General features: G+C 63.4%; 21 protein-coding genes. 6 read left to right on the top strand and 15 right to left on the bottom strand.

What is annotated here, in order from left to right; translation table 11 throughout:
- Window positions 1-7 precede the first annotated feature (7 nt).
- The 7 genes from AC3WN7_RS22915 to AC3WN7_RS22885 are packed head-to-tail and all read right to left on the bottom strand — an operon-like array spanning window position 8 to window position 6,551.
- Window positions 8-1,171, bottom strand: coding sequence for an acyl-CoA dehydrogenase family protein (locus AC3WN7_RS22915; RefSeq protein ID WP_102675118.1), 1,164 nt, complete (start codon window positions 1,169-1,171; stop codon window positions 8-10).
- Window positions 1,172-1,180: 9 nt separating this feature from the next.
- Window positions 1,181-1,933, bottom strand: a complete 753-nt coding sequence (locus tag AC3WN7_RS22910; protein ID WP_102675119.1) for an enoyl-CoA hydratase family protein — start codon at window positions 1,931-1,933, stop codon at window positions 1,181-1,183.
- Entirely contained in the window at window positions 1,930-3,042 is a 1,113-nt protein-coding gene (locus AC3WN7_RS22905) for an NAD(P)H-dependent flavin oxidoreductase (protein ID WP_102675120.1), read from the bottom strand. Before AC3WN7_RS22905 ends, AC3WN7_RS22910 begins: the two co-directional genes overlap by 4 nt.
- Window positions 3,039-3,947, bottom strand: a complete 909-nt coding sequence (locus tag AC3WN7_RS22900) for an enoyl-CoA hydratase (protein WP_102675121.1) — start codon at window positions 3,945-3,947, stop codon at window positions 3,039-3,041. Before AC3WN7_RS22900 ends, AC3WN7_RS22905 begins: the two co-directional genes overlap by 4 nt.
- A gap of 15 nt (window positions 3,948-3,962) precedes the next feature.
- A complete protein-coding gene (locus tag AC3WN7_RS22895) occupies window positions 3,963-4,760 on the bottom strand; it encodes a CoA-transferase subunit beta (RefSeq protein ID WP_102675122.1) in 798 nt (265 codons plus the stop codon).
- 12 nt (window positions 4,761-4,772) lie between these two features.
- Window positions 4,773-5,648, bottom strand: coding sequence for a CoA transferase subunit A (locus tag AC3WN7_RS22890; protein WP_102675123.1), 876 nt, complete (start codon window positions 5,646-5,648; stop codon window positions 4,773-4,775).
- 12 nt (window positions 5,649-5,660) lie between these two features.
- On the bottom strand, window positions 5,661-6,551 hold the full coding sequence (locus AC3WN7_RS22885) for a VOC family protein (RefSeq protein WP_102675124.1): 891 nt from the start codon (window positions 6,549-6,551) through the stop codon (window positions 5,661-5,663).
- Between the two features lie 269 nt (window positions 6,552-6,820).
- Here AC3WN7_RS22885 and AC3WN7_RS22880 point away from each other — a divergent pair, with 269 nt between their 5' ends.
- Window positions 6,821-7,993 (top strand): acyl-CoA dehydrogenase family protein, encoded by a 1,173-nt coding sequence (locus AC3WN7_RS22880; RefSeq protein WP_102675125.1) that lies wholly within the window; start codon window positions 6,821-6,823, stop codon window positions 7,991-7,993.
- Entirely contained in the window at window positions 7,990-9,183 is a 1,194-nt protein-coding gene (locus tag AC3WN7_RS22875) for an acyl-CoA dehydrogenase family protein (protein ID WP_102675126.1), read from the top strand. The genes AC3WN7_RS22880 and AC3WN7_RS22875 overlap by 4 nt, the downstream gene beginning before the upstream one ends.
- Before the next feature lie 655 nt (window positions 9,184-9,838).
- On the opposite strand, the gene AC3WN7_RS22870 is transcribed toward AC3WN7_RS22875, so the two are convergent.
- Genes AC3WN7_RS22870 through AC3WN7_RS22860 form a run of 3 tightly spaced genes read right to left on the bottom strand, consistent with a single transcriptional unit; the run spans window position 9,839 to window position 11,996 of the window.
- Complete coding sequence (locus AC3WN7_RS22870) at window positions 9,839-10,468, bottom strand: nuclear transport factor 2 family protein (protein ID WP_207258394.1); 630 nt, start codon at window positions 10,466-10,468, stop codon at window positions 9,839-9,841.
- Between the two features lie 5 nt (window positions 10,469-10,473).
- Window positions 10,474-11,247 carry an SDR family NAD(P)-dependent oxidoreductase gene (locus tag AC3WN7_RS22865; protein WP_102675129.1) on the bottom strand — a complete coding sequence of 258 codons (774 nt, stop codon included), beginning with the start codon at window positions 11,245-11,247 and terminating at the stop codon, window positions 10,474-10,476.
- Between the two features lie 14 nt (window positions 11,248-11,261).
- On the bottom strand, window positions 11,262-11,996 hold the full coding sequence (locus AC3WN7_RS22860) for an SDR family NAD(P)-dependent oxidoreductase (RefSeq protein WP_102675130.1): 735 nt from the start codon (window positions 11,994-11,996) through the stop codon (window positions 11,262-11,264).
- A gap of 275 nt (window positions 11,997-12,271) precedes the next feature.
- On the opposite strand from AC3WN7_RS22860, the gene AC3WN7_RS22855 reads away from it, so the two are divergent.
- Window positions 12,272-13,105: an alpha/beta fold hydrolase gene (locus AC3WN7_RS22855; protein ID WP_102675131.1), complete on the top strand. Its 834-nt coding sequence runs from the start codon at window positions 12,272-12,274 to the stop codon at window positions 13,103-13,105.
- A gap of 143 nt (window positions 13,106-13,248) precedes the next feature.
- Here the strand turns inward: AC3WN7_RS22855 and AC3WN7_RS22850 are convergent, their stop codons facing one another.
- From AC3WN7_RS22850 to AC3WN7_RS22830, 5 genes are all read right to left on the bottom strand, one after another.
- Window positions 13,249-14,481, bottom strand: coding sequence for an NADH:flavin oxidoreductase (locus tag AC3WN7_RS22850; protein WP_102675132.1), 1,233 nt, complete (start codon window positions 14,479-14,481; stop codon window positions 13,249-13,251).
- A gap of 73 nt (window positions 14,482-14,554) precedes the next feature.
- Window positions 14,555-16,201, bottom strand: coding sequence for a DUF1302 domain-containing protein (locus AC3WN7_RS22845; protein ID WP_102675133.1), 1,647 nt, complete (start codon window positions 16,199-16,201; stop codon window positions 14,555-14,557).
- A gap of 91 nt (window positions 16,202-16,292) precedes the next feature.
- On the bottom strand, window positions 16,293-17,909 hold the full coding sequence (locus AC3WN7_RS22840; RefSeq protein ID WP_102675134.1) for a FadD3 family acyl-CoA ligase: 1,617 nt from the start codon (window positions 17,907-17,909) through the stop codon (window positions 16,293-16,295).
- A gap of 16 nt (window positions 17,910-17,925) precedes the next feature.
- The gene (locus AC3WN7_RS22835) at window positions 17,926-18,948 is read right to left on the bottom strand and encodes a ferredoxin--NADP reductase (RefSeq protein WP_102675135.1); all 1,023 of its coding nucleotides are present in this window, start codon (window positions 18,946-18,948) and stop codon (window positions 17,926-17,928) included.
- Window positions 18,949-19,027: 79 nt separating this feature from the next.
- Window positions 19,028-20,215 (bottom strand): acyl-CoA dehydrogenase family protein, encoded by a 1,188-nt coding sequence (locus AC3WN7_RS22830; RefSeq protein ID WP_102675136.1) that lies wholly within the window; start codon window positions 20,213-20,215, stop codon window positions 19,028-19,030.
- Between the two features lie 454 nt (window positions 20,216-20,669).
- Here AC3WN7_RS22830 and AC3WN7_RS22825 point away from each other — a divergent pair, with 454 nt between their 5' ends.
- The 3 genes from AC3WN7_RS22825 (at window position 20,670) to AC3WN7_RS22815 (ending at window position 23,268) form a co-directional block, all read left to right on the top strand.
- The gene (locus AC3WN7_RS22825) at window positions 20,670-21,443 is read left to right on the top strand and encodes a glucose 1-dehydrogenase (RefSeq protein WP_102675138.1); all 774 of its coding nucleotides are present in this window, start codon (window positions 20,670-20,672) and stop codon (window positions 21,441-21,443) included.
- Between the two features lie 74 nt (window positions 21,444-21,517).
- Complete coding sequence (locus AC3WN7_RS22820; protein ID WP_102675139.1) at window positions 21,518-22,309, top strand: fumarylacetoacetate hydrolase family protein; 792 nt, start codon at window positions 21,518-21,520, stop codon at window positions 22,307-22,309.
- 32 nt (window positions 22,310-22,341) lie between these two features.
- Window positions 22,342-23,268: an acetaldehyde dehydrogenase (acetylating) gene (locus tag AC3WN7_RS22815; protein ID WP_102675140.1), complete on the top strand. Its 927-nt coding sequence runs from the start codon at window positions 22,342-22,344 to the stop codon at window positions 23,266-23,268.
- The last annotated feature ends 3 nt before the right edge of the window (window positions 23,269-23,271 follow it).

The raw sequence follows: 23,271 nt of genomic DNA, 5'->3' as shown, positions 1-23,271 counted from the left end.
CGGTTCCTTATTTCGGCAAGCCGAGCATGCGCTCGGCAATGATGTTGCGCTGGATTTCGTTGGTGCCGGCATAGATCGGCCCGGACTGGGCGAACAGGAAGCCCTCCAGCCAACCCGCCGCATCGCCCGCCTGCGCGCCCTTGTCCAGCAGTTCGCCGCGCGCGCCGAGAATGCGCATGGCGGTCTCGTGCATCTTCAGGTCCAGCTCCGACCAGATGATCTTGTTGATGCTCGACTCGGCGCCAATCTGCTCGCCCCGGCTCAAGCGCCCCACGGTGTGATAGGCCGACAGCGCATAGGCTTCGGCACCCATCCAGGTCTCCAATACCGCATCGCGCAGGCCCGGGTCGCGGTCGGCGCTGGCGCGGTGCGCCTTGTACAGCTCGACCAGCTTGCGGGCCGTGGCCTGGAAGCGCGCCGGTGAACGCAGCAGCAGGCCGCGCTCGAAACCGGCGGTGGCCATCGCCACATGCCAGCCCTGCCCCTGGTCACCGATGCGATTGGCCACCGGCACCCGCACGTCGTCGAAAAACACTTCGGCGAAAGCGTCTTTGCCATTGAGCGCCTTGATCGGGCGAATGCTCACCCCCGGCGTGTCCAGCGGCACCATGATGAACGACAGGCCGTGGTGCCGAGTCGATCCCGGTTCGCTGCGGAACAGGCCGAACAGCCAGTCGGCGTAGATCGCCCGGGTCGACCAGGTTTTCTGCCCGTTGATCACGTAATGGTCGCCGTCGAGCAGCGCCTTGCTGGTGATCGCCGCCATGTCGGAACCGGCGTTGGGCTCCGACCAGCCTTGCGCCCACATGTCCAGGCTTTCGGCCATGCGCGGCAGGAAGCGCTGCTTCTGCTCCGGGGTGCCAAATTCCATCAGGGTCGGCCCCAGCAACAGCTGGCCGTTCTGGTTGACGCGCATCGGTGCGCCGGCGCCGTAATACTCTTCCTCGAAAATCAGCCACTCGATCAAGTCGCTACCGCGACCGCCCAGTTCGGCCGGCCACATCACCATCGACCAGCGGCTCTCGAACAGCTTGGCTTCCCAGGCGCGGTGCTGCTCAAAGCCTTCGCGGGTGTCGTAACTGGCCAGGGGTTCGCGTGGAAGGTTGGCCGCCAGCCAGGCACGGACTTCGGCGCGGAAGGCATTTTGCTTAGGGGTATAAGTCAGGTCCATGGAGTTATCTCAGAACTTGGCGTCGCGTTTTTCGACGAAAGCCCGGCGCGTTTCCGCGGAGTCCGGGCTGCTGTAGGCCTGCATGGTGAAGCCCTGTTCCCAGCGATATTTATCTTCCAGGTTGCCGTCTTCGATGCCGTTCAGAGCTTCCTTGGCGATGCGGATCATGCCCGGGCTTTTTTCAGCGATTTTCGCCGCGATGCCCAGGGCGGTTTCGCGCAACTGGTCCTTGCTGACGATCCGCTCGATAAAGCCGTATTGCAGGGCTTCGGGGGCGCTGATGCTGTCGCCGGTAAAGAACAGGTAGCGGACCTTTTGCACCGGGAACAGGCGTTGCAGATGCGCACCGCCACCCATGGCGCCGCGGTCGACTTCCGGCAGGGCGAAGGTCGCGCATTCGGAGGCGACGACGATGTCCGCCGCCCCGGTGATGCCAATGCCGCCGCCCAGGACAAAACCATGCACCGCGACAATCACCGGCACCGGGTTGCGGTGCACGGCCTTGAAGGTGGCGTAGTTACCGGCATTGACCTCGACGATCCGCTCCGGGTGCTTGTCCAGTTCCTTGATGTCGACACCGGCGCAAAAGCCCCGGCCTTCGGCGCGGATCACGATCACCCGCACGTCGGGATTGGCCCCAAGGGCTTCGATTTGTCGCGCCAGGGCTTGCCACTCCTGGCTGTCGAGGGCGTTGACCGGTGGTTTGGCGATCACCAGCTCGGCGATCCCCTGATTGAGTTGTGTCGTGAATGCCGGGTTCATAGGGGTTCTCCAATGCTGGCTGGATGATTCGAGGGGCGGGTCTGGCTGCGCGCCAGGAGCGCGTCCAGGCATTGCTGGGCCTCGCTGGCGATGCCTTCGATGACTTCACGGCAACTGAGTAACTCACCGATGGCGGCCGCGACCTGGCCACTGGGCAGGATGCCCTCGTCCGGGGCGCCATCGACCATCGAGCGCTGCAACAGCACCGGCTGGTTGGCGGCCATCACCACTTGCGACAACGCCGAAGGGTCTTCGCGCAACGCCCGGATAAAAACTGAAGCCATGTGGCCCAGGCTCATGCCGGTCTGCTGCTTCCACTGCCAGGCGCTGCCCAGGGCAATGCGCAGGCGACCGAAGGAGCCCGCCTGCTCCAAGTGATTGATGAAGCGGTTTTCGATCATGCGGTGGCGCATGCCATCGACTGCGGTGGTCACGCGCACCTGCTGCGGATCGTTGACCTTCAGGTAGCGTTCGAGGGTCGCGGCCGGGGTCGGCGATTCTCGGGTCATGAGAAACCGCGTGCCCATGGCGATGCCGGCGCCACCGGCGGCCAGCACCGAGGCCAGGCCACGGCCGGTGGCAAATCCGCCGGCTGCAATCACCGGCACCTTGACCGCCGCCAGCACCTGGGGCAGCAGGATCGAACTGGGCACGCCGCCGGTATGGCCGCCGCCCTCGCCGCCCTGGATGGTGATCAGGTCAGCGCCCAGTTCCACCGCCTTCAGTGCATGTTTCAAAGCGCCGACGGTAGGAATGCATAGCACGTTCGCCGCCTTGAAGCGCGCGATGGTCTGTTTGTCCGGGCCGCGCCCGTAGCTCACGGCGCGCAAGCGGTACTTGATCGCCAGGTCGACGCACTGTGCAGCGTTGTCCTGGAACATATGGAAATTGAGCCCGAAGTTGCTGCCACCGGTGGTGTCGATCACCTTGCGGATTTCGCCTTCCAGTTCATCGGCCGCGATGGTCGCCCCGGCCAGGAAACCGAAACCCCCGGCCTGGGTCGTGGCGGTCACCAGGTTGGCGTCGGCAACCCAGCCCATGGCGGTTTGCACAATCGGGTAACGGCAACCGAGGGCCTCGGTCAGCGGCGTATCCAGCCAGCGGTTCATTGGCTTTTGTCCTCGGCCTGCTTATTGGCCCGGGCCATGCCCTTGGCGTCAAAGCCGCCCAGTTTGTCGCCGGACAACAGCTCGTTATGGGCATGGGCAAAGTGGTGCCAGGCGAACACGGCATCCATCGCCGTGCGCTTGCCTTGCAGGTCTTCGACGTGGTTGATCGCCTGCTTGGTCAGGGCCAGGCCCATGCGCGGCTGGCGGGCGATGCCGGCGGCCAGGGCATAAGTGGCCGACTCCAGTTCTTCACGCGGCACCAGGCGGTTGACCATGCCCACCTGCCAGGCCCGGCTCGCGCTCATGCGGTCGCCGGTGAAGAGGAACTCCTTGGCGATGCGTGGGTTCATTTCGTAGGGATGGGCAAAATACTCCACCCCCGGAATGCCCATGCGCACCACTGGATCCTGAAAGAACGCGTCGTCGCTGGCGACGATCAGATCGCAGACCCAGGCCAGCATCAGCCCGCCCGCCACACACGCACCATGGACCATGGCGATGGTCGGCTTGGGCAGCTCACGCCAGCGCCGGCACATGCCCAGGTACACCTCCTGCTCGCGGGCATACAGCTGCTCGCCACCGGGTTTGTTGGTGTGATCCCACCACAGGTGCGCGCGTTCGAACGGCTTGTCGATATCGCGCCCGGGGGTGCCGATATCGTGGCCCGCCGAGAAGTGCTTGCCGTTGCCCCGCAGGACAATAACCTTGACGCTGTCATCGTTCACCGCCTGACGAAAGAAGGCATCCAGGGCGTAGGTCATCTGCGAGTTTTGCGCGTTGTTGAAGGTCGGCCGGTTCAGCGTCAGCGTGGCGATACCCTCGACCACGCTGTACAGCACCGGGGTGTCCGTCTCGTAGACGGCGTTGTCCTGGCGGACGATAAATTCACTGTCGCTGCTGTGCATGCTCGCCTCCTTGTCTCAGGCCGTACGGATGCCGGGCGGGTTGCCCTTGATCGCGGTGGCGCGGTAATCGTGGGGGTCGAGTCGGCGGATCAGGGCCAACTGCTCAGGAGTGGGATGCGCGGTTTCGTGCAACTGCGCGGACTTGAGCAAAGGGAAGCCGGTGTTCTCCTGGACCTGCTCGAAACTCACGCCAGGGTGCAGCGAACGCACCTGCACCGCACGGTCCGGGCCATTGAAATCCAGGACGCACAGGTCGCTGACCACGCAATGGATGTCCATCAAGTCACGGCGTGCACCTTCGGGCCAGCGCTCGGCCTTGAAGCCGACACCGGAGACCATGTCCACTTCGCCGCTGACAAACACCCGGGTGTTATGGCTGGGCACGAAGAACGAGTTGAGGTGGTTGATGCTGTTGCCGGGCAAGCCGCGCACGCCAAGGATCGCGGTCTTGGGCTTTTGATAGTCGCCGACACAGGACAGGTTGGTCTGGCCCCAGCGGTCGATCTGGGTCGGACCGATCATCGCGTGGCGGCGTCCGCCCCACACGCATTCGAAGACCCGCTCGAACGACATGTAACCCGAGTAACGCGGCACGTAGTCACCACGTGGGCCCAGCGGGATCGGTTCTTCTACCAGGAACGCCTCGCTGTCGGTCATCAATAGTTCCGGGCTGTGGGTCAGTTTGGCCAGGCTGGCGCCCAGGCGCGGGATCACGCCCAGGCCCGAGGCGATCATCTCGCCATTGCCGCGCCAGGCCTCGGAGGCGGCAACGATCATCAGTTCAGCGAGGGTGAAATCACAGGTTGCAGACATAGTCGCTAATCCTCAGAACACGGGAAGGGGCAAGACGCCCATGGAATCGGCACCGCCGTTCTGTGCCTGATAGGCCTGCTCGCCGCTGGCGATGTAGGTCTGCACATAGTCCTGCCAGCCGTTTTCCGCCTGGCTGCTGGTGACATAGTTTTTCAGGTGCTTGAGGTCCCAGCCGTAGTCGGGGGCGCAGAGCGTCGGGTGCGCACCGAGGGGTGCATGCACCACACCGCTCACCAGATAGCGCTCGAAGGTATTGAAGCGGGCCTGATCGGCGCTCAGTTCCAGGCGCTCTTCAAGGCGCTCGCACGAGACAAAGCACTGCTTGGCGGCGCGGGCGAACAGGTGGTCGAAATACGGGTCCGGCCCGGTCACCAGGCAATTGCCCAGGCGGTCGGCGACGTTGACATGCAGGAACGCCACGTCGAGGTTGAGCGCCGGCATCGCCAGCAGCACCTCGCCATCGGCATAGGGCGACTGGATGGTCTTGAGTTCCGGGTTGAGGCGCGTCACATCGGTGGCCAGGCCGCAACGGGTCGGCAGGAACGGCAAGCGCATGCCGGCGGCGCGCAAGCCCCACTGGAACATGCCTTCATCCAGCTCCATCAACTCCAGTTCACCGGCCTCGCGGGCCTTGCGATAGTAGGGTTCCAGTGGAATGGCATCGAGGGTGGCGAAGCCGAACACCAGTTTCTTGACCTTGCCGGCAGCACACAGCATGCCCACTTCCGGGCCGCCATAGGCGACCACGGTCAGGTCCTTGACCGGTGAGCGCAGGATCTCGCGCACGATGGCCATCGGCTTGCGTCGCGGGCCCCAGCCACCGAAACCGATGGTCATGCCATCGCGCAATTGAGCGACCGCATCGGCCGCTGTCAGTTGTTTGTTCATTTTGATCATTCCTTACTGTTGGCCGACCGAAAAGTCATGCCCCCAAATGCTTACGCGGGTGAACTCGAACGCCGAGTGCTCGGCCCAGTCGACTTGCAATCCGCCAAAGCCGTACTCCAGATCGAACCCGGACGGCGTCTTCATGTAGAAACTGGTCATGCGGTCGTTCAGGTGCTGGCCGAGGGTGGCCGACAAGCTCACCTCGTGGGCGCGCAGACGGTCGTGGGCACGGCCGACTTCGGTCATCGAATCGACCTCGACCATCACGTGCACGCATCCCGACGGCACCGGGTACTCGGCCAGTGCCAGGCTGTGATGGCGGGCGTTCTGGCAATGCAGGAAGTGAATACGGATCGGCGGCACCGACGGGTCGGGACGGAAGTTGAAAATGTCCGACAGCTTGAAGCCCAGCACATCCTTGGCGAACGCCAGGGTGGCGTCGAAGTTCGGCGCCGGCAGCACGGTGTGGCCCAGGCCCATGTCGCCGGTAATGAAGCGCGGCACGCCTTGAGGCGAAACGAACGGCAGGCAATCGGAGCGATGGCCCCAGCTCAGCTCATGGATGTTGCCCGACGGGTCGCTGACCTTGACCAGCGCCTGCACGCCGCGCTGCTCGACCTCGGCGGCAGAGCCAGGCTGCCATTCGATGCCGGCAGCGCTCAGGTGCTCAAGTGCGGCCTGAAATGCCGGCTCGTTGGCCAGCTCCCAGCCGGAAGCCAGATAACGCGCCTCGCTGCCTTCGACGATCAGCATGCGAAACGGGCGCTCGTCCATTTTTACGTACAAGCCACCGCCCGGCGCTGGCTGTACCTGCATGCCCAGCACGTCTTCGGCGTAACGCTGCCAATGGCTGAGGTTTTCGATCTGCGAGACGAAATAGCTCAAACCGCGAATGTCGATCATGCCTAAGTCCTCGTTGGCTGAATGGCTTACGTGGCGAGCATTGTGCAAAGCGCCGCCCGCCGCTTCATCGTCCGTTGAGACTAAGCACCTGTGGGAGCGAGCCTGCTCCGGGCGGCGTTCCGACGAAGAGGCAATCACATCCAGCGTTGATGTTGACTGACACGCCGCCTTCGCGAGCACCAGAAATGCCCTAGTCCGTTTTAATGATTCGAACACCACCGCCATCCCCCCAGACTGGCGCATCCATCCGCATTGCAGAGACCGCCTCCATGGAGTTCGCTTTTACCGAAGAACACCTGATGATTCGCGACAGCGCCGAGCGCTTTCTCGCCCAGGCCAGCGACTCGCATGCTGTGCGCGCCGCGATGAGCCGCCCGGACGCGCATGACCCCGAAGTCTGGCGGCGGATCGGACAGGAGCTGTACTGGCCGGCGCTGATGGTGCCCGAGCGCTTTGGCGGCATGGGCCTGGGATTTGTCGAACTGGCGATCCTGCTGGAACAAAGCGGTCGCTACCTGCTGGGTTCGCCGCTGTTCGCCACGGCGTGCCTGGCCACTCCGGCCCTGTTGCTGGGTCACAACAAGAGCGTGCAGGAACATTGGCTGGGGGCGATTGCCGCCGGTGAGACTCGCGCTACCCTGGCCTTCGCCAGTGTTCCAGGGCTGGAAGCTTGCAGCGTGCAAGCCGTGGCCGAGCCCTGCCCGGGAGGCTGGACCCTTGACGGCCAGTACGCACAAGTCATCGATGGCGCCTCGGCCGACCTGCTGATCGTCGCCGCCCGCGCTCCCGGCACCCAGGACAAACAGGGTATCGGTCTGTTCGTCTTGCCTGGCGATACGCCGGGCGTAATCCGCACTCCCCTGGCAACTCTGGACCAGACCCGTCGCCTGACACGCATTGAGCTGCATCAGGTGCAAGTCAGCGAAGCACAGCTACTGTGCGGCCCCGAACAAGGCTGGGCGGTGCTGCGCGACACCCTGCTGATCGCCGCTATCGGGCTTGCCGCCGAGCAGACCGGCGGCGCGCAACAGGCCCTGGACCTGACCCTGGCGTACATCGCTGAACGCCGGCAATTCAAACGCACCATTGCCAGTTTCCAGGCGATCAAGCACCGCTGCGCTGACATGATGCTGCAAGTCGAATGCGCCCGGTCAGCGGCCTACTACGCCGCCTGCGTGGCCCAGGAACGCCTCGACCCGAATGGCGATGCCGCGGTGGTCCAGGAACTTGAGCAAGCCGCTGCCACCGCGAAGATCCATGCCAGCGAGGCGTTTTTCCACTGCGCCGCCGAGTCGATCCAGCTGCATGGCGGCGTCGGTTTTACCTGGGAATACGATCCACACCTGTACTTCAAACGTGCCCGCGCCAGCGAGCATCTGCTGGGCAGCCCGGCACTGCATCGTGAGCGTCTGGCTGCGCATCTTTTGGGAGAGCAAGCATGAAAATCGGTTTCAGTCGTGCCGACGAAGCGTTCCGCGAAGAGGTCGCCCAATGGCTGGCCGAGCACCTGAACGGCGAATTTGCGCCTTTGCGTTTTCGCGGTGGACCGGGGGATGAACACAGCTTTCCCCAAGAACGCAAAGCCTGGGAACGCGAGCTGGCCGCAGGTGCCTGGATCGGTGTCGGCTGGTCAAAGGAACACGGCGGACGCGGACTGTCGATCAGCCAGCAGGTGATCTTCCACGAGGAATATGCCCGCGCCGGTGGCCCCGGACGCATGGGCCATATCGGCGAAGGCCTGGTCGGCCCGACACTCGCCGCCTTCGGCACTTCGGCCCAACAGCAACGCCTGTTGCCCGGCATCCTCGACGGCAGCCAGTTCTGGTGCCAGGGCTATTCGGAACCGGGCGCCGGTTCGGACCTGGCGAACGTGCAGACCCGGGCGAAACTGGATGCCACGGGCGAGCACTGGCTGATCAGCGGGCAGAAGGTCTGGACCTCCCTGGCACACGAGGCCGACTGGTGTTTCGTGCTGGCGCGTACCGAGCCTGGTAGCCAGGGACATCACGGCTTGTCGTTCCTGCTGGTGCCGATGGCCCAGGACAGCATCCGCGTGCAACCGATCCAGCAACTGACCGGCACCAGTGAATTCAACGAAGTGTTCTTCGACCACGCCGTCACCCATGCCGACAACCTGATCGGCCAACCGGGCGATGGCTGGAGGATCGCCATGGCGCTGCTGGGTTTTGAGCGCGGCGTATCGACGCTGGGTCAGCAGATGCAGTTCCACAACGAACTCGACGAAATCATCCGCATCGCCCGCGCCAACGGCGCCGCGCGCGATCCATTGCTGCGCCAGCGCATCGCCCAGGCCTGGGCCGGTCTCAAGGTGTTGCGCTACAACTCGCTACGTATGCTTTCAGGTCCGCAAGACGGCAACCTGGGCCGCGAAGCGATGATCTACAAACTGGCCTGGTCCACCTGGCACAGCGACCTGGGCAAACTGGCCATGGACGTGCTGGGCGACGCCGGGGAAATTCTCGACGCCGCGCCTTACCAGCTCAGCCGCCTGCAGTCGCTGTTCCTGTTCACCCGCTCTGACACCATTTACGGCGGCAGTAACGAAATCCAGCGTAACGTCATTGCCGAACGGGCGCTGGGCATGCCGCGGGAACCACGAGTCACGAATTAAACGAAAAGTCCTTTGTAGGAACTAATGCTGTTCACTTAAGGCGTGGTGGGATGGTGTACATATCCATTGCTACGGTAACGGCCGTTTATGGTTCCGCTCTTCCAGCGGGTCACTTTGAAAAGCGCAAAGTAACCAAGCGCTTTTGCCCCTGTTGTTCGGTGCCTCGCTGTGGCTCCGCATGCCCTTGTAAGTTTGTCAGTGCCTGCTCCGTGGGCCCGCCGCGATCGGCCATCCATGGCCGTGCGCGGCGTCTCGAGGGGGCAAGAAAATCAAAAGCATTCGAGGCAGCCCACCGACCGGCCTGGTCGCCAGCCCCCCCTGCAGGAGCTGTCGAGTGCAACGAGGCTGCGATCTTTTGACGGGATACATCCGCGAAACCTGGTCGACTGCCAGGCCGCCTTCGCGAGCAAGCCCGCTCCCACAAAGGATCGTGTACAGCCACGAGATTCTGGTTAGCTGGAAGATCCCTATGTGCGCCTGAAGCACCAAATCCTGAGTGAACAGCATTACTTTGTGGGAGCGGGCTTGCTCGCGAAAGTGGTGTGTCAGGCGCCATTGATGACGACTGATACTCTGCCTTCGCGAGCAAGCCCGCTCCCACATTCGTCAGGTGTGAACCTTAGGCGGCATACCTTGCACGGGCCGCCCTGATTGCTCAACGCACGCGAATCTTCGGGTCATCCGCCCCTCGGCGCAAGGTATTGAGAAAACCTTCCAGCGGGGCTGGTTCGGCGATCTGCGGCAAGGCGTCCTTGTCCGGGCGTTGTGCCCAGAAGGCATCCCAGGACGGAAACAACTCATGGAAGGTGCCGGCGTACGGCTCGCGCCCTGGCCAGCGCATTTTCAGGCCGCCAATCGGTGGTTTGTTCAGGTCGGTCGCGTACCAGTAGCACGGCAAGCGGCGACGGAAGCACCAGCGCCCGTCGATTCGCTCATAGTCGTCCCAGTACAGCATCTGCATGATCACCCACTCCGGCCCGGTCTCATGTTCGTTCTTCGAATAGACCACGCCGGTGGCGTGATCGGCATCGCTGAACTCGATGATGTGTTGCCCCAGGTGATGGGAGGTGCCGTGAAACTGCTTGCGCATGGTTTCGTCCAGCCACGCCTTGAGGTGCGCGCGACCGCTCTTGTCGCGGCCCACGCGCACGTCCGGGGCGAAGCAGTTGGCCATGGCATCCATGTCACGCATATCCAGCGCCAGGGCGTACTTGCCGGCCAGTTGGCGGATCGCGTCCAGCGACTCCAGGCGGTCGATGCGCGCCAACAACGGGTTCGTGTCCAGGTTCATCAGTCGAGCACCGTGTACAGGTCCGAACCGCGTCCGCCGTCCACCGCCAGGCTGGCGCCGGTGACATACGAAGCCTCTTCGCTGGCCAGGAACAGTATGGCGTTGGCCAGTTCCACCGGCAGGCCGACCCGTTTCATCGGGATCACCTTTTCAGTGTTGCTGCGGGTCTTGGCGTCGCCCAGCATGCCGGCGGTGGCCGGGGTGTCGACCACGCCCGGGATGATCACGTTGCAGCGGATGTTGTGCGGTGCGCCTTCGCTGGCCGCCGCCCGGCTGAAGTTGATCACCGCCGCCTTGGCCGCCGAGTAACCGGCCATCCACGCCGTGCCGAACAGGCCGCAGATCGAAGCGATGTTGACGATCGAACCGCCGCCCTGCTCTTTCATCAACTGCATCGCGGTGCGGGTGCCCCAGAAGGTGCCGTCCACGGTGGTGGCGAAGTTGGCGTGCCAGTCGGCGGTGGTCATGGCGTCGATGCCGCCCCAGGTGTAGGCCATCGCATTGTTGACTAGGATGTCCAGGCGCCCGTGACGTTGCGCGGTGGCTTGCAGCGCACCGACATAGGCCTGTTCATCGCTGACATCGGCCACGGCGATCTCGGCCTGACCGCCCTGGGCCTGGATTTTTTCCTGCACGCCTTGCAGCGGCTCGATGCGTCGCCCGCACAGCACCACCGTCGCACCCTCTTCGGCAAATCGCAGGGCGGTGGCTTCGCCGATGCCGGAACCGGCGCCGGTGACGAAGGCGATTTTTCCTTGTAAACGCTTGCTCATAGGTGACTCCCTGATTAGATAAAGGCCATGCCGCCGTTGACTGCAATGTTCTGCCCGGTCATGAAACTGGCGTCTTCGCTCGCCAGGAACACTGCGACCCGAGCGATCTCGTCGGTCTCGCACATGCGCCCCAAGGGCACGTTCTTCAGCAGTGCCTCCATGTATTCATCAGGAATGCCGGCCATCATCGGCGTGTTGGTCGGCCCCGGTACCAGTGTGTTGACGCGTATGCCGCTGGCCGCCAGTTCGCGGGCTATCGAACGGGTCAGGCCCATCACCCCGGCTTTCGAGGCGCAATAGTGGCTTGGGCCTTCGCCGGTCAGCGCGGCAGTGCTGGAGAGGTTGATAATCGCGCCCTTGCGGCCACCCTTGACCATCAACTTGGCGCCTTCACGGCAGCACAGGAAGGTGCCGCCCAGGTTCACCCCGATCACCCGTGCCCAGCTCTCGTCCGGGGTGTCGAGGAAGCTGTCCAGCCCGCCCACGCCGGCGTTGTTGACCAGGATGTCGAGACCGCCGAAGTGCTGCTCGGCCTGGCCCATGGCATCGGCCACGGAGGCGCCGTCACCGACGTTGCAGGCCAGGGCCAGCACCTTGTCGCCCAGGTCTGCCAGGCTCTCGGCGAGAGCCGCCTGATTCAGATCGACAGCCACTACCTTAGCGCCTTCGGCGACAAAACCACGCACGATGGCCTGCCCCATGCCCTGCCCGGCGCCGGTCACAAAGGCGACTTTATTGAGTAACTTCATCAGCAATCTCCGAATGTGCAAATACGCTGCAGCCCGCTGCCCTTGCAGTGGAGCCGTCGCCTGCATGATTAGCGGCAAGTGCCTTGGCCCACATCGTCCGATGGGACTATCGCCGCGTGGTCTGAACGGACGATGTGGATAACCCCATCAGAGCCCAGCATTCGCAGGGCGCGCACCTCGCCAGGAGCTGCATTCCCCTTCAACTCGCTGCATTCAATCCGCTGCAGCGCCTGGCGCGGCTGTGCTTCATGAATCCGCCGTCAATGGAGAACCCCATGAACCAACCCGTAGATCTGCCCCTGCCCGTAGGCCATTACGCGAGCCTGCCAAACGGCCTGCGCCTGCACTATCTGGATGAGGGCGCAGGCCCCGTGGTGCTGTGGCTGCACGGCAGCGGGCCGGGCGCCAGTGGTTTCAGCAACTTCAAGGGCAACTACCCGCAACTCGTCGCCGCGGGCTATCGCAACATCGTGCTCGACCTCCCGGGTTTCGGCCGCTCGGACAAACCCGAGGACGTGCAATACAACCTGGATTTCTTCGTCGACTGCGTGGCGGCGTTCCTCGAGGCCATTGGTGTGCGGCGTTGCACGCTGCTGGGTAACTCGCTGGGCGGCGCGATCGCCCTGGGTCTGGCCCTGCGTCTGCCGCAACTGCCCCAGAGCCTGATCCTGCTGGCACCGGGCGGTGTCGAGGAGCGGGAAACCTACTTCCAGATGGAAGGCATCGTGCGCATGGTCAGCCTGTTCAGCGCAGGCCCCATCGGCATGGAAGAGATGCGCAGCATGATGCGCTTGCAGCTCTTCGATGATTCGATCCTGCCGGAAAGCCTGCTGCAGGAACGCGTGGCGGTCGCCGTGACCCAGCCCAAGAATTTGTTCAGCACGATGATGGTGCCGAACATGGAAGCGCGCCTGGGTGAGATCCAGTGCCCGATCCTCGGCTTCTGGGGAACCAACGATCACTTCAACCCGATCAGTGGCGCGCAGCGCATCATCGACGGCGCGCCAAACGCCCGGTTCATCGTGCTCAACCGTTGCGGGCATTGGGTCCAGGTGGAACACCGCGAACTGTTCAACCGCAGCTGCATCGACTTCCTGCAGAACGGTTGATCAGCCGCACCGCTCCTCCCTTGGAGGAGCGAACTTGCTCGCGAAGGACTCAAGGGCAACGCGTTTATCCAGCAGACACGCGTTATCGTTAACGACCTTCGCGAGCAATCTAGTGTCGACCGGCTGCTCCTACATGTACAAGATTAGCGATCTGCCGCCTTCTGGCTGTTCAACACGGCATCGCCGGGCTGGCCCAGTACGCAGGAGGTGCCGCCGGGGGTGTACATCATGGCCACGCAGCGGTTGCAGGCAGTGCAGATCGAGTCGCGGCTGGCGCCACTGGCGAGCTTGTTGACGTAGTCATTCTCGGCCAGCAACACCCGGCCCATGGCGACCAGATCGAAACCCTCGGCCATGATTTTTTCGATGCTCGCCAGGCTTTTGGCGCCGCCCAGATAAGCCAATGGCATTTTCACCGCAGCGCGCACCTTGCGCGCATGTTCCAGCAAATACAGCTCACGGAATTCCACGGTCGGCTCTTTACGGCGCTGGATGGCCATGGCCAGGGCGATGATCCGGTTCTTCTGCTGCACGCGGTTTTCCTTGGGAAAGGAAGAGCCGAACATGGTGGTGATCGACTCGGCGTTCATCCCGGCACTGAGCACCAGCAGGTGCGCGCCCTCTTCTTCCAGCATGCGGGCAATATTCGCCCCGTCTTCGGCACTGTTACCGGCGCGCACGCCTTCAGTCACGCTGTATTTGCAGATCACCGCCATCTCCTGGCCGACCGCATCGAGCACCGCACGCAGCACCCGGCGCGGAAAGCGCAGGCGGTTCTCCAGGCTGCCGCCGTACTGGTCGCGGCGCTTGTTGTACATCGGCGAAATGAACTGGCTCAGCAAGTAGCCGTGGCCCATGTGGATTTCCACGGCATCGAAACCCGCCTGGCGTGCCAGGCGCGCGCCTTGGGCGAAATCGCGCACCACTTGCTGCATGTCGTCTTCGTTCATCGCCTGTTTGAGGAACATGCCGCTCATCAAGCCGATCTTGTTGAAACCGCCACTGGCCGACAGCGGACGTTTGGTCGAGCGCTCGCGAATAAAGGTAAAGCAGCCACCGTGGGTGATCTGCGCGCTGGCCAGGCCACCGGCCTGGTGCACCCCGTCGGTCAGGGCCTTGAAATGCGGCACGCTGGATTGGGTAAGGGTCAACTGGTTGGGCAACGTGCGGCCATCGTTGCTCACCGCGCAATAGGCCACGGTGGTCATGGCGGTGCCGCCAGCGACCAGGGCCGAATGCAGCTTGACCAATTGTTTGGAAGGCACGCCCTGGGCACTCATGCCCTCATTGGTTGCGGACTTGATAAAGCGGTTTTTCAGGGTCAGTGGGCCAATCGTAATAGGGCTGAAAGGTGACGGGGTCGGACGAGGATTCATGACAGGCCTCTCTTTATTGTTATCAGGCTACAAAGGGTGACTGCGTCGCCAGATCGCGACGCAGCCATGATCATCAGAAGGTGTACTTGGCGTTGAGCGACAGGTAGTCGCGGTCAGCCAGCAATCGGCCCTGGGCGACGTCCGGCGAACTCAGGTAGGCGACGTAGGTCATGCCGATCTGGAAGTTACCCAGGTACTTGAAATCGCCACCCACGGTCAGACGTTTCTCGTCACGACCCAGGCCCTGATAGGCGCTGCCGTCGACGTTCTGCGTCCATACCACCTTGGTGCTCAGGTCCAGGCCCGTGGCAATGGACGGGTAGTCCATGTAGGCGCCAATGCCCAGCAGGGTCGAACCGCGGGTCTGGGTCTTGGACTCGAATTTATCGAAGGTGCCATCCACGCCGGCGCCGCCGCCGGTGATCGTCAGGCTGTCCACCCCGTCGATGTGTTGATGCACCACTTCACCCATGAAGGTGGTCTGCTGGGCAAGCAGGCTTGGGCCCAGGATGTACATGGCGTTGAGGTTGCCTTGCCAGATCTGCCCGGTGGTCGGCGCGCCGTTGTTCAGGTAGACCGAGGCGCCATCGCGGTAGCTCAGGTCACCGGCGTACTGCACCGAGTCGCCGACCTTGGAGCTGAAACTGATGCCCGTCAGCTTGACGTCTTCGAAATAGCCCAGGCGATAGGACGGCGCGGTGCCATCATGACCGATGCTCTTGAGCGACGAGTATTGGGTGGTGCCGGTGAAGTCGAAGAACAACGAGCCGATACGCTCGTTATAGCGGTAATGGAACAGCCCCACTTCAGTGTTCTCGGTGATCCGGTAGCGCACGCCCAGACCCCATTGGCCGCTGTCGCTGGCGTCTTTCGCACCGCCATAACCGACCGCCAGGCCGTTGGGCAGGTGGTCGACCTGACCGCTGCCCAGACGAAAGAACTCGGCGCCGGGACCGAACGTATCGCTGCCAAAATAGTCCCCCACAGGGTTGAGCTGGGTCTTTTCCCACTCGTACTGGTAGTAGCCCACCAGCGCCAGGTTTTCATTCAGCGACCACGACCCGGACACCTGCCCTACCGGCAGGTATGAGTCCTTGGCCTCGGTACCCGGCACGTTGAACTTGGTCGCGTCCACCGGAGCCTGGCCCTGGCTGATGTTAGGCCAGAACAGACTCTCGCCCCAGGCCACCAGATGCCGCCCGGCCTTGAGCGACAGGTACTGGGTCTCGCCGACTTCAAAGTTGCCATACACATAGGCATCGAGCAGTCGCGCCATGCTGCCACTGAGCCTGCGGGTTTCGTCACTGAAGCCATCGTTGTGCCCGACCTTGTTCACCGTCTGCGGCGAGTCGTTGGCGTTTTTCTGGTTGTAGACATCGTCGTAGAACTGACTGCCGCGCAGCACCGCACCGAGGTTGTCGTGCCTGAGCTGCAACTCGCCAAACAGGCTCAGGCGGTTGTTGATCAACGAGCCGCGCTTGAAGTTGCGCGTGCCGTCGTCGTTGTTCGGGTCGTTGAGGTATTGACTGGCCTGTTTGGCGGTACGCATGGATGCGGTGTAGTTGACCGTCAGCGACGAATCCAGGGTGGTGTCTTCCCCCAGTTCGAGGGTCGGCGCAGCGCTGGCCGTCGCACTGACGAAGGTAATGGCCGTTGCCAACAGGCAGCGACCATTGATCGGGCTCCCCGGACGGCGCGTAACCAGGTTTCGGGTGAACATGCTCCTCTCCTTCTTGTTGTTTGCGGGTGTCGCCGCAGCATGAAAAAAACCGCTCCCCTGCACATCGTCCGTTTGGTGAGTGGCGTACGCTTCATGCCTGAGCGCTGTTGGCCACCACCGCGCGCAGTTCGTTCTTCGCCACCTTGCTCGACGGATTCAATGGCAAGGCGTTGAAGAAGCGCACCTGGCGCGGCACCTTGTAATTGGCCATCTGCTCTCGGCTCCAGGCGATCAGTTGCGCCTCGTCGAGTTCTCTACCTTCGCGCAGGACCACGCAGGCACACCCGACCTCGCCCATGCGCTCATCGGCGATGCCAATCACTGCCACCTGGGCAATTGCCGGGTGTCTGATCAGCGCGGCTTCGATCTCTGCCGGGTAACAGTTGAAACCGCCGACGATGAACATGTCCTTCAGGCGGTCGGTGATGATCAGGTTGCCCGCCTCGTCCAGGCGCCCGACATCGCCCGTGTGCAACCAGCCTTCGGCGTCGATGGCTTCGCGGGTCGCTTCGGGGTTCTGGAAATAGCCCTGCATGATGTGAAAGCCACGCAGGCAGATCTCGCCGGTAAGCCCGGCGTCCAGCGCCTGGTTGTGCGGGTCGCGGATGCTCACTTCAGTGCCGGCAATCGGCCGTCCGCTGGTGCCGGCGATCACCTGCGCCGAGTCTTGTGGATCGCAGATCGTCGCCAGTCCGCCGCACTCGGTCAGGCCATAGGCGGTGGTCACCACGGCAAACCCCAACTCATTGCGCATGCGCTCGATCAGGCTCGGCGGGATGCTCGCCGAACCGGTCACCGCGATACGCAGGCTCGACAGGTCGGTCTGCTTGAGCTGCGGATGGGCCAGCAGCGACAGGTACAGCGTCGGTGCGCCGGGCAGGACGCTGATACGCTCACGGGCGATGCGCTGGAACACCTGTTCTGCGTCGAACACCGCATGGGGCAGGATGGTCGCCCCGCCGATCAGGCAGGTCAGCCAACCGGCCTTGTAGCCAAAGGCATGAAAGAACGGGTTAACGATCAGGTAACGGTCGCCCGGCACCAGGCCGATGATCTTGACGTATTCGCTGAAGGCTCGCAGGTTCTGCCCATGGCCGCTCATCACGCCCTTGGGTTTGCCGGTGGTGCCGGAGGTGAACAGCAGGTCGCACATGGCCTCGGGGCCAACAGCCAATGCACGGTGCCTGGCGCTGTCGGCATCGATGGCCGCCGCGCCGCGCAGGAACTGTGCAAGTGTCAGGTCCACAGTCAGCCTGGGCGTGTCGCCATCGACAATCACCAGGTGTTCGAGGCTGGCCGGTCGATGGGGCGCGAGCAGCGCCGGGTAGTCGACGTCGAGAAACCGCTGCTGGACAAACAACAGCCGGCAGCCGCTGCGTTCCAGCACATCGGCGGCCTCAAGGCCCTTCATGCGCGTGTTGATCGGCACCAGCACCGCACCGGCGCACTGGATGCCCAGCGCCGCGAGGATCCAGTCACCACTGTTCGGCGCCCAGATACCGACCCGGTCACCGGCCTGGATCCCCAGGGCCATCAAGCCCCGGGCAAAGCCCATGACGCGCTCGGGCAGGTCCGCGTAGTCGATGCATTGGCCGTTTTCCTCGATGGCCGTGCGCCCGGCAAAACGTTCGGCGCTGCTAAAGACCAACTGGGCAAGGGTGACAGGGGCTGCGCTCAGGGGCGCGGCAAGGTTCAGGCTCTGATTCATCGTGGGCTCGGGCTCATCAATCGGGAAAGCGGATACGCAGTTGCGCGCTGGTGGGCACGGCCTGACAGGCCAGAATCCAGCCTTCGGCCAGGTCGCCCGCATCCAGTGCATCGTTGTGCAGCAGTTCGACTTCGCCGCTTTCCAGGGTGCACATGCACGAGGCGCAGCCACCGACACGACAGGCGCTGGGCGGGTTGAGGCCGGCACGCTCCATGGCGGCCAGCACGGTCTCGCCGCTGTCGCAGGCCAGCTGGTGGTCCTCGCCATCCAGGCGCACCGCCAATTGCGCGGCCACGGCGGCCTCGCTGCTGGCCACCAGCGGCAGCTCACCTTCACCGGGCAGCGAGACGAAGCGCTCGACATGCACCCGACGATCCGGCATGCCCAAGCCCTTGAGCGCGCTGACGGCCGCGTCCATGAACGGGCCCGGACCACAAATGAATGCCTGGGCATCGATAAACGACCGCGCCAGTTCGGCCAGTTGCCCGACGCTCGGGATGCCCTGCACCGAATCCAGCCAGTGGACGATTTGCAGGCGTTGCGGATGAGCGCTGGCCAGGTGCCTGAGTTCATCCTTGAATATCACCGAGGACTCATCGCGGTTGGCATAGATCAGCAGGACCCGGCCTGTTCCCGCGAGTAACGCCGAACGCAGGATCGACAGCACCGGGGTCACGCCACTGCCACCGCCGAACAGCAGCAAGTCGCCGTCGAGGCTGCGCGGCACGAACACCCCGGCCGGTGGCAGAACCTCCACGGTCTGGCCGGCCTGCAACTCGCCGCACAGCCAGTTCGAGGCGCGTCCCTCGTGCACGCGCTTGACCGTTACCCGCAACGGCTCATCCAGCAACGGCGTGCTGGACAATGAATAACAACGGGGCAGCCAGCCGTCCTCGAAGGGCACGCGCAAGGTCAGGAACTGGCCGGGTTGATAGCGAAAACGTTCGCCCAGATGCTCCGGCACGTCGAACACCAGGGAGCGCGCATCGGCGGTTTCCTCGATCACTCGCGCCACGCGCAGGGCAAGATAATTGTTCATAGGTCAGGTACTCATGACCACCTGGCCGTGCAGCACGGACAGGTGTAAACCCAGGGGTGTCGAAACGGGCGCCGTGGCCTCAGACATAAGGGTCCGGGTTGGGCAGGCCGAGCATCACCGCGCCGTAGCTGCGGCCGTAGGCCATGTAGTTATTGGCGATGTGCCCGCGCGCCTGGTGCAGGTCGCGGAACAGCCGCGCTACCGGATTGGTGTTGTACAAGCCCGAGGCCGCCATGCTGCGCAGCAGGTCGTTGGCCCGCTCGGCACAGATGTTGGTCACGTAGGCCGACTGGTAGCGATACAGCAGGCGGGTCTCGGTGTCCGGGTACTCGCCGGCACGGGCCAGGCTCATCAGATGCTCGTAGTTACGCTCCAACACCAGGCGCAGCCCGTCGACGGTGATCATCGCTTCGGCAACGGCGGTTTGTGCCACCGGATCGTCAGCAGTACGGGCGCCGTGCTTGCCGATGTGCTTGGCGGCGTTATCGCGGAACTCGTTGATCGCACCCTGCAGGGCGCCGATGGCCGAGGTCGAGACGGCGCGGGAGAACACCTGGGCGAACGGGATCGCGTAGATCGGGTTGGTGTTGACCAGGCGCCCAGGCGTCGCTTCGAGAGTCCAGTTATTGGTGCGTTGCACGCGATGGGCCGGGACGAATACATCCTCGACCACGATGTCATGGCTGCCGGTGCCGCGCAGGCCCAGCACGTCCCAGTTGCGTTCGATCTGATAGTCGCGACGTGGCAGCAAGAAGGTGCCGTGCTCGGCGGCCAGTTCGCCATCGGGTGGCAGGATACCCCCCAGGAACACCCACTGGCAGTGCTCGCTGCCGCTGGAGAAACCCCAGCGTCCGCTGATGCGGTAACCACCCTCGACCACCGTGACCTTGGCCGCCGGCATGTAGGTCGAACAGATCAAGGTGCTGTGGTCATCGGCCCAGACTTCACGCTGCGCTTCGATCGGATAGCGCGCCAACTGCCAGGGGTGAACCCCCATCACGCCGTAGATCCAGGCCGTGGACATGCAACCCTCGGCGAGGATGGTCTGGATTTCGAAGAAGGTGCGCGGGTCCACTTCATAACCACCAAAGACCTTTGGCTGCAAGGCTCGCAGCAAGCCGGCGGCCTGCAACTCGACGATGCTCTCCACTGGCACTTTCAAGTCCTTGTCGGCCTGCGCCGTGCGTGCCTTGAGTGCCGGCACCAGGCTACGTGCACGTTCAAGCAGATCACGTTCGTCCTGGTTCTTTTCTCGCATGCTGTGCATCACTCAATTCTCCCGATCTCACTGCGCCACTGCGCGAGTTGTGATGGATCATCGGATCGAGCGAGCAATCATTCATCGTCAATGCGGACTAGGGGTGAGCGTGATTTTTCGGGCTGGGTGTATATCCGTTGCTGCGGTAACGGCGACTTAAGGTTCCGCTTTTACAGCGGGTCACTTTTGAAAGAGCCCAAAAGCAACCAAAAATTCTCTTGCCCCACCACTCGGTGCCGAGCACTAGCGAGGCACCGAACGAAAGGGGCAAGAGCCCTTGGTTACTTGGGGCCGGGCGGCGTTCCGCTTTTCCAAGTAACTCGCCGTAAGGGCGAAACCATAAGTCGCCGTTACCGAAGAAACGGATATGTACTCCCCCCGCTAGTCCGTTGAGACGATGCCCAATCCAACCACGAAAGCGATAGTAAACCCATCCATAGTCGACCCCACGGAGCAAGGTCCCATGAGTATTTTGCAGCGTTTCCAACTGGACGGCAGCGTCGCCATTGTCACCGGCGCCGGCCGCGGCATTGGTCGGGCGATTGCCCTGGCATATGCCGAAGCCGGTGCCGATGTGGTGTGTTCGGCACGTTCGCTGGACGAAGTAGAGGCAGTGGCCGAGGAAGTGCGCGGCCTGGGCCGGCGCGCCCTGGCCATCGCCTGTGACGTCAACGATGCCGGACAACGCCAGGCGCTGGTGCGTCAAAGCGTTGAGCAAATGGGCCGGATCACTCATCTGGTCAACAACGTCGGCGGCGGCGGGCCCAACGATCCACTGGCGATGACGCCCGAGCAGTTCGCCCAGGTGCTGACCTTCAACGTCGCCACCAGCTACGCCTTCTGCCAGTTGTGTGTGCCTCTGATGCGTGAGGCCGGTGGCGGCAACATCATCAACATCAGCTCGGTGGCGGCGCGCTATTCCCAGCGCCATTTCAGCGCCTACGGCACCGCCAAGGCCGCCCTCAGCCATCTGACCCGCCTGCTGGCCCAGGACTTCGCTCCGCAGGTCCGGGTCAACGCCGTAGCCCCCGGCCCGACCCTGACCGAAGCGCTGAACAGCGTGATGCCCGCCGCCATGCGCGAGGTCATGGAGGCCAACACCCCGCTCAAATGCCTGGGCACCCCGCAAGACATCGCCGCCGCCGCGCTGTACCTGGCCAGCCCCGCTTCGGCCTGGGTGACCGGCAAGATCATCGATGTCGATGGTGGTGCCGACTCGTCGGTCTGGCCCGGCTGACCGACTCCTTTGGACCCGCCCCTGATGACATTGGGGTGGGCCTTTTTTATCTCCCCCCATCTGGAGCCCTCGCCATGGACGCCCATTTGATCAACGCCCTCGGTGACGAACTGTTCAACGCCTTGCGCAGCCGCCAGACCCTGGCTCCCCTGACCCGGCGCTATCCGCAGATCACCCTGGAGCAGGCCTACCGGATTTCCCTGCACTTCCTGCAACGCCGCGAAGCCCTCGGCGAGCAAGTGATCGGCAAGAAAATCGGAGTCACCAGCCGTGCCGTGCAAGAAATGCTCGACGTCCACCAACCGGACTTCGGCTTCCTCACCGATGCCATGCAGGTCGAGGATGGCAGCGATGTCAGCCTGGCCCGCTATAACCTGATCCAGCCACGGGCCGAAGGCGAAATCGCCTTTATCCTCGGCGAAGACTTGCAAGGCCCGGGCATCAGCGCCGAGGACGTGCTGACCGCCAGCCAGTGGGTCGTGCCGTGCTTCGAAATCGTCGATTCGCGGATCGACGACTGGCAGATTCGCATCCAGGACACCGTGGCCGACAACGCCTCCTGCGGTGTGTTCGCCCTCGGCACCCAGCGGATCGACCCGCGCTCGCTGGACCTGGCCGCGGTGCACATGCAAATGCTCAAAAACGGCCAGCCGGCAGGCTCGGGCCTGGGTTCGGCGGTGCAAGGCCATCCCTGCGCGGCAGTGGCCTGGCTGGCCAATACCCTGGGCGAGCTGGGCATCCCGTTCCGCCGTGGCGAAATCATTCTCTCCGGTGCCCTGGCGCCGCTGGTGCCAGTGGTCGCCGGTGACAGCATCAGCCTGTCCATGAGCGGGCTCGGCGAAACCAGCCTGCGCTTTGTCCCGTGAATCGCCCTTCCCTCTTCAGGAGCCAAAAAACCATGAGCAAAAAGATCAAATGCGCGCTGATCGGGCCGGGCAACATCGGCACCGATCTGCTGTACAAACTGATGCGCAGTGAAGTGCTGGAACCGGTGTGGATGGTCGGCATCGACGCGACTTCCGAAGGCCTGGCTCGGGCTCGCGAGCTGGGCCTGAAGACCACCGCCGATGGTGTCGACGGCCTGTTGCCGCATGTCCTCGAAGACCAGATCCAGATTGCCTTCGATGCTACTTCGGCCTACGTGCACGCGCAGAACTCGCGCAAGCTCAATGCCCTGGGCGTGTTGATGATCGACCTGACCCCGGCGGCCATCGGCCCGTATTGCGTGCCACCGGTCAACCTCAAGGCGCAACTGGGCCTGGGCGTGATGAACGTCAACATGGTCACCTGCGGCGGCCAGGCCACCATTCCGCTGGTGGCGGCGGTGTCCAGCGTACAGCCGGTGGAGTACGCCGAAATCATCGCCACCGCTGCTTCGAAATCGGTCGGCCCCGGCACCCGGAAAAACATCGACGAGTTCACCCGCACCACTTCCAGCGCAGTGGAAAAGGTCGGCGGCGCGAAGAAGGGCAAAGCGATCATCATCATCAACCCCGCCGAGCCACCGCTGATCATGCGCGACACCGTGCATTGCCTGACCGCCAGCGAACCCGACCAGCCGGCAATCACCGCCGCCATCGAGGCGATGATCAAGCAAGTGCAGCGCTACGTGCCCGGCTACAAGCTGGTCAACGGACCGGTGTTCGACGGCAATCGGGTGTCAATCTTTATGGAAGTCGAAGGCCTGGGCGACTACCTGCCCAAGTACGCCGGCAACCTCGACATCATGACCGCCGCCGCGGCGCGCACTGCCGAGATGTTCGCCGAGGAGATCCTCAAGGGCGAGCTTGTGCTGAACGCTACCGTCCAAACCGCCCACGCATAAGGA

The sequence above is a fragment of the Pseudomonas sp. FW305-70 genome (assembly GCF_058783925.1).
The sequence above is the reverse complement of the archived record's forward strand: the minus strand, read 5'-3'. Positions and strand labels throughout refer to the sequence as shown.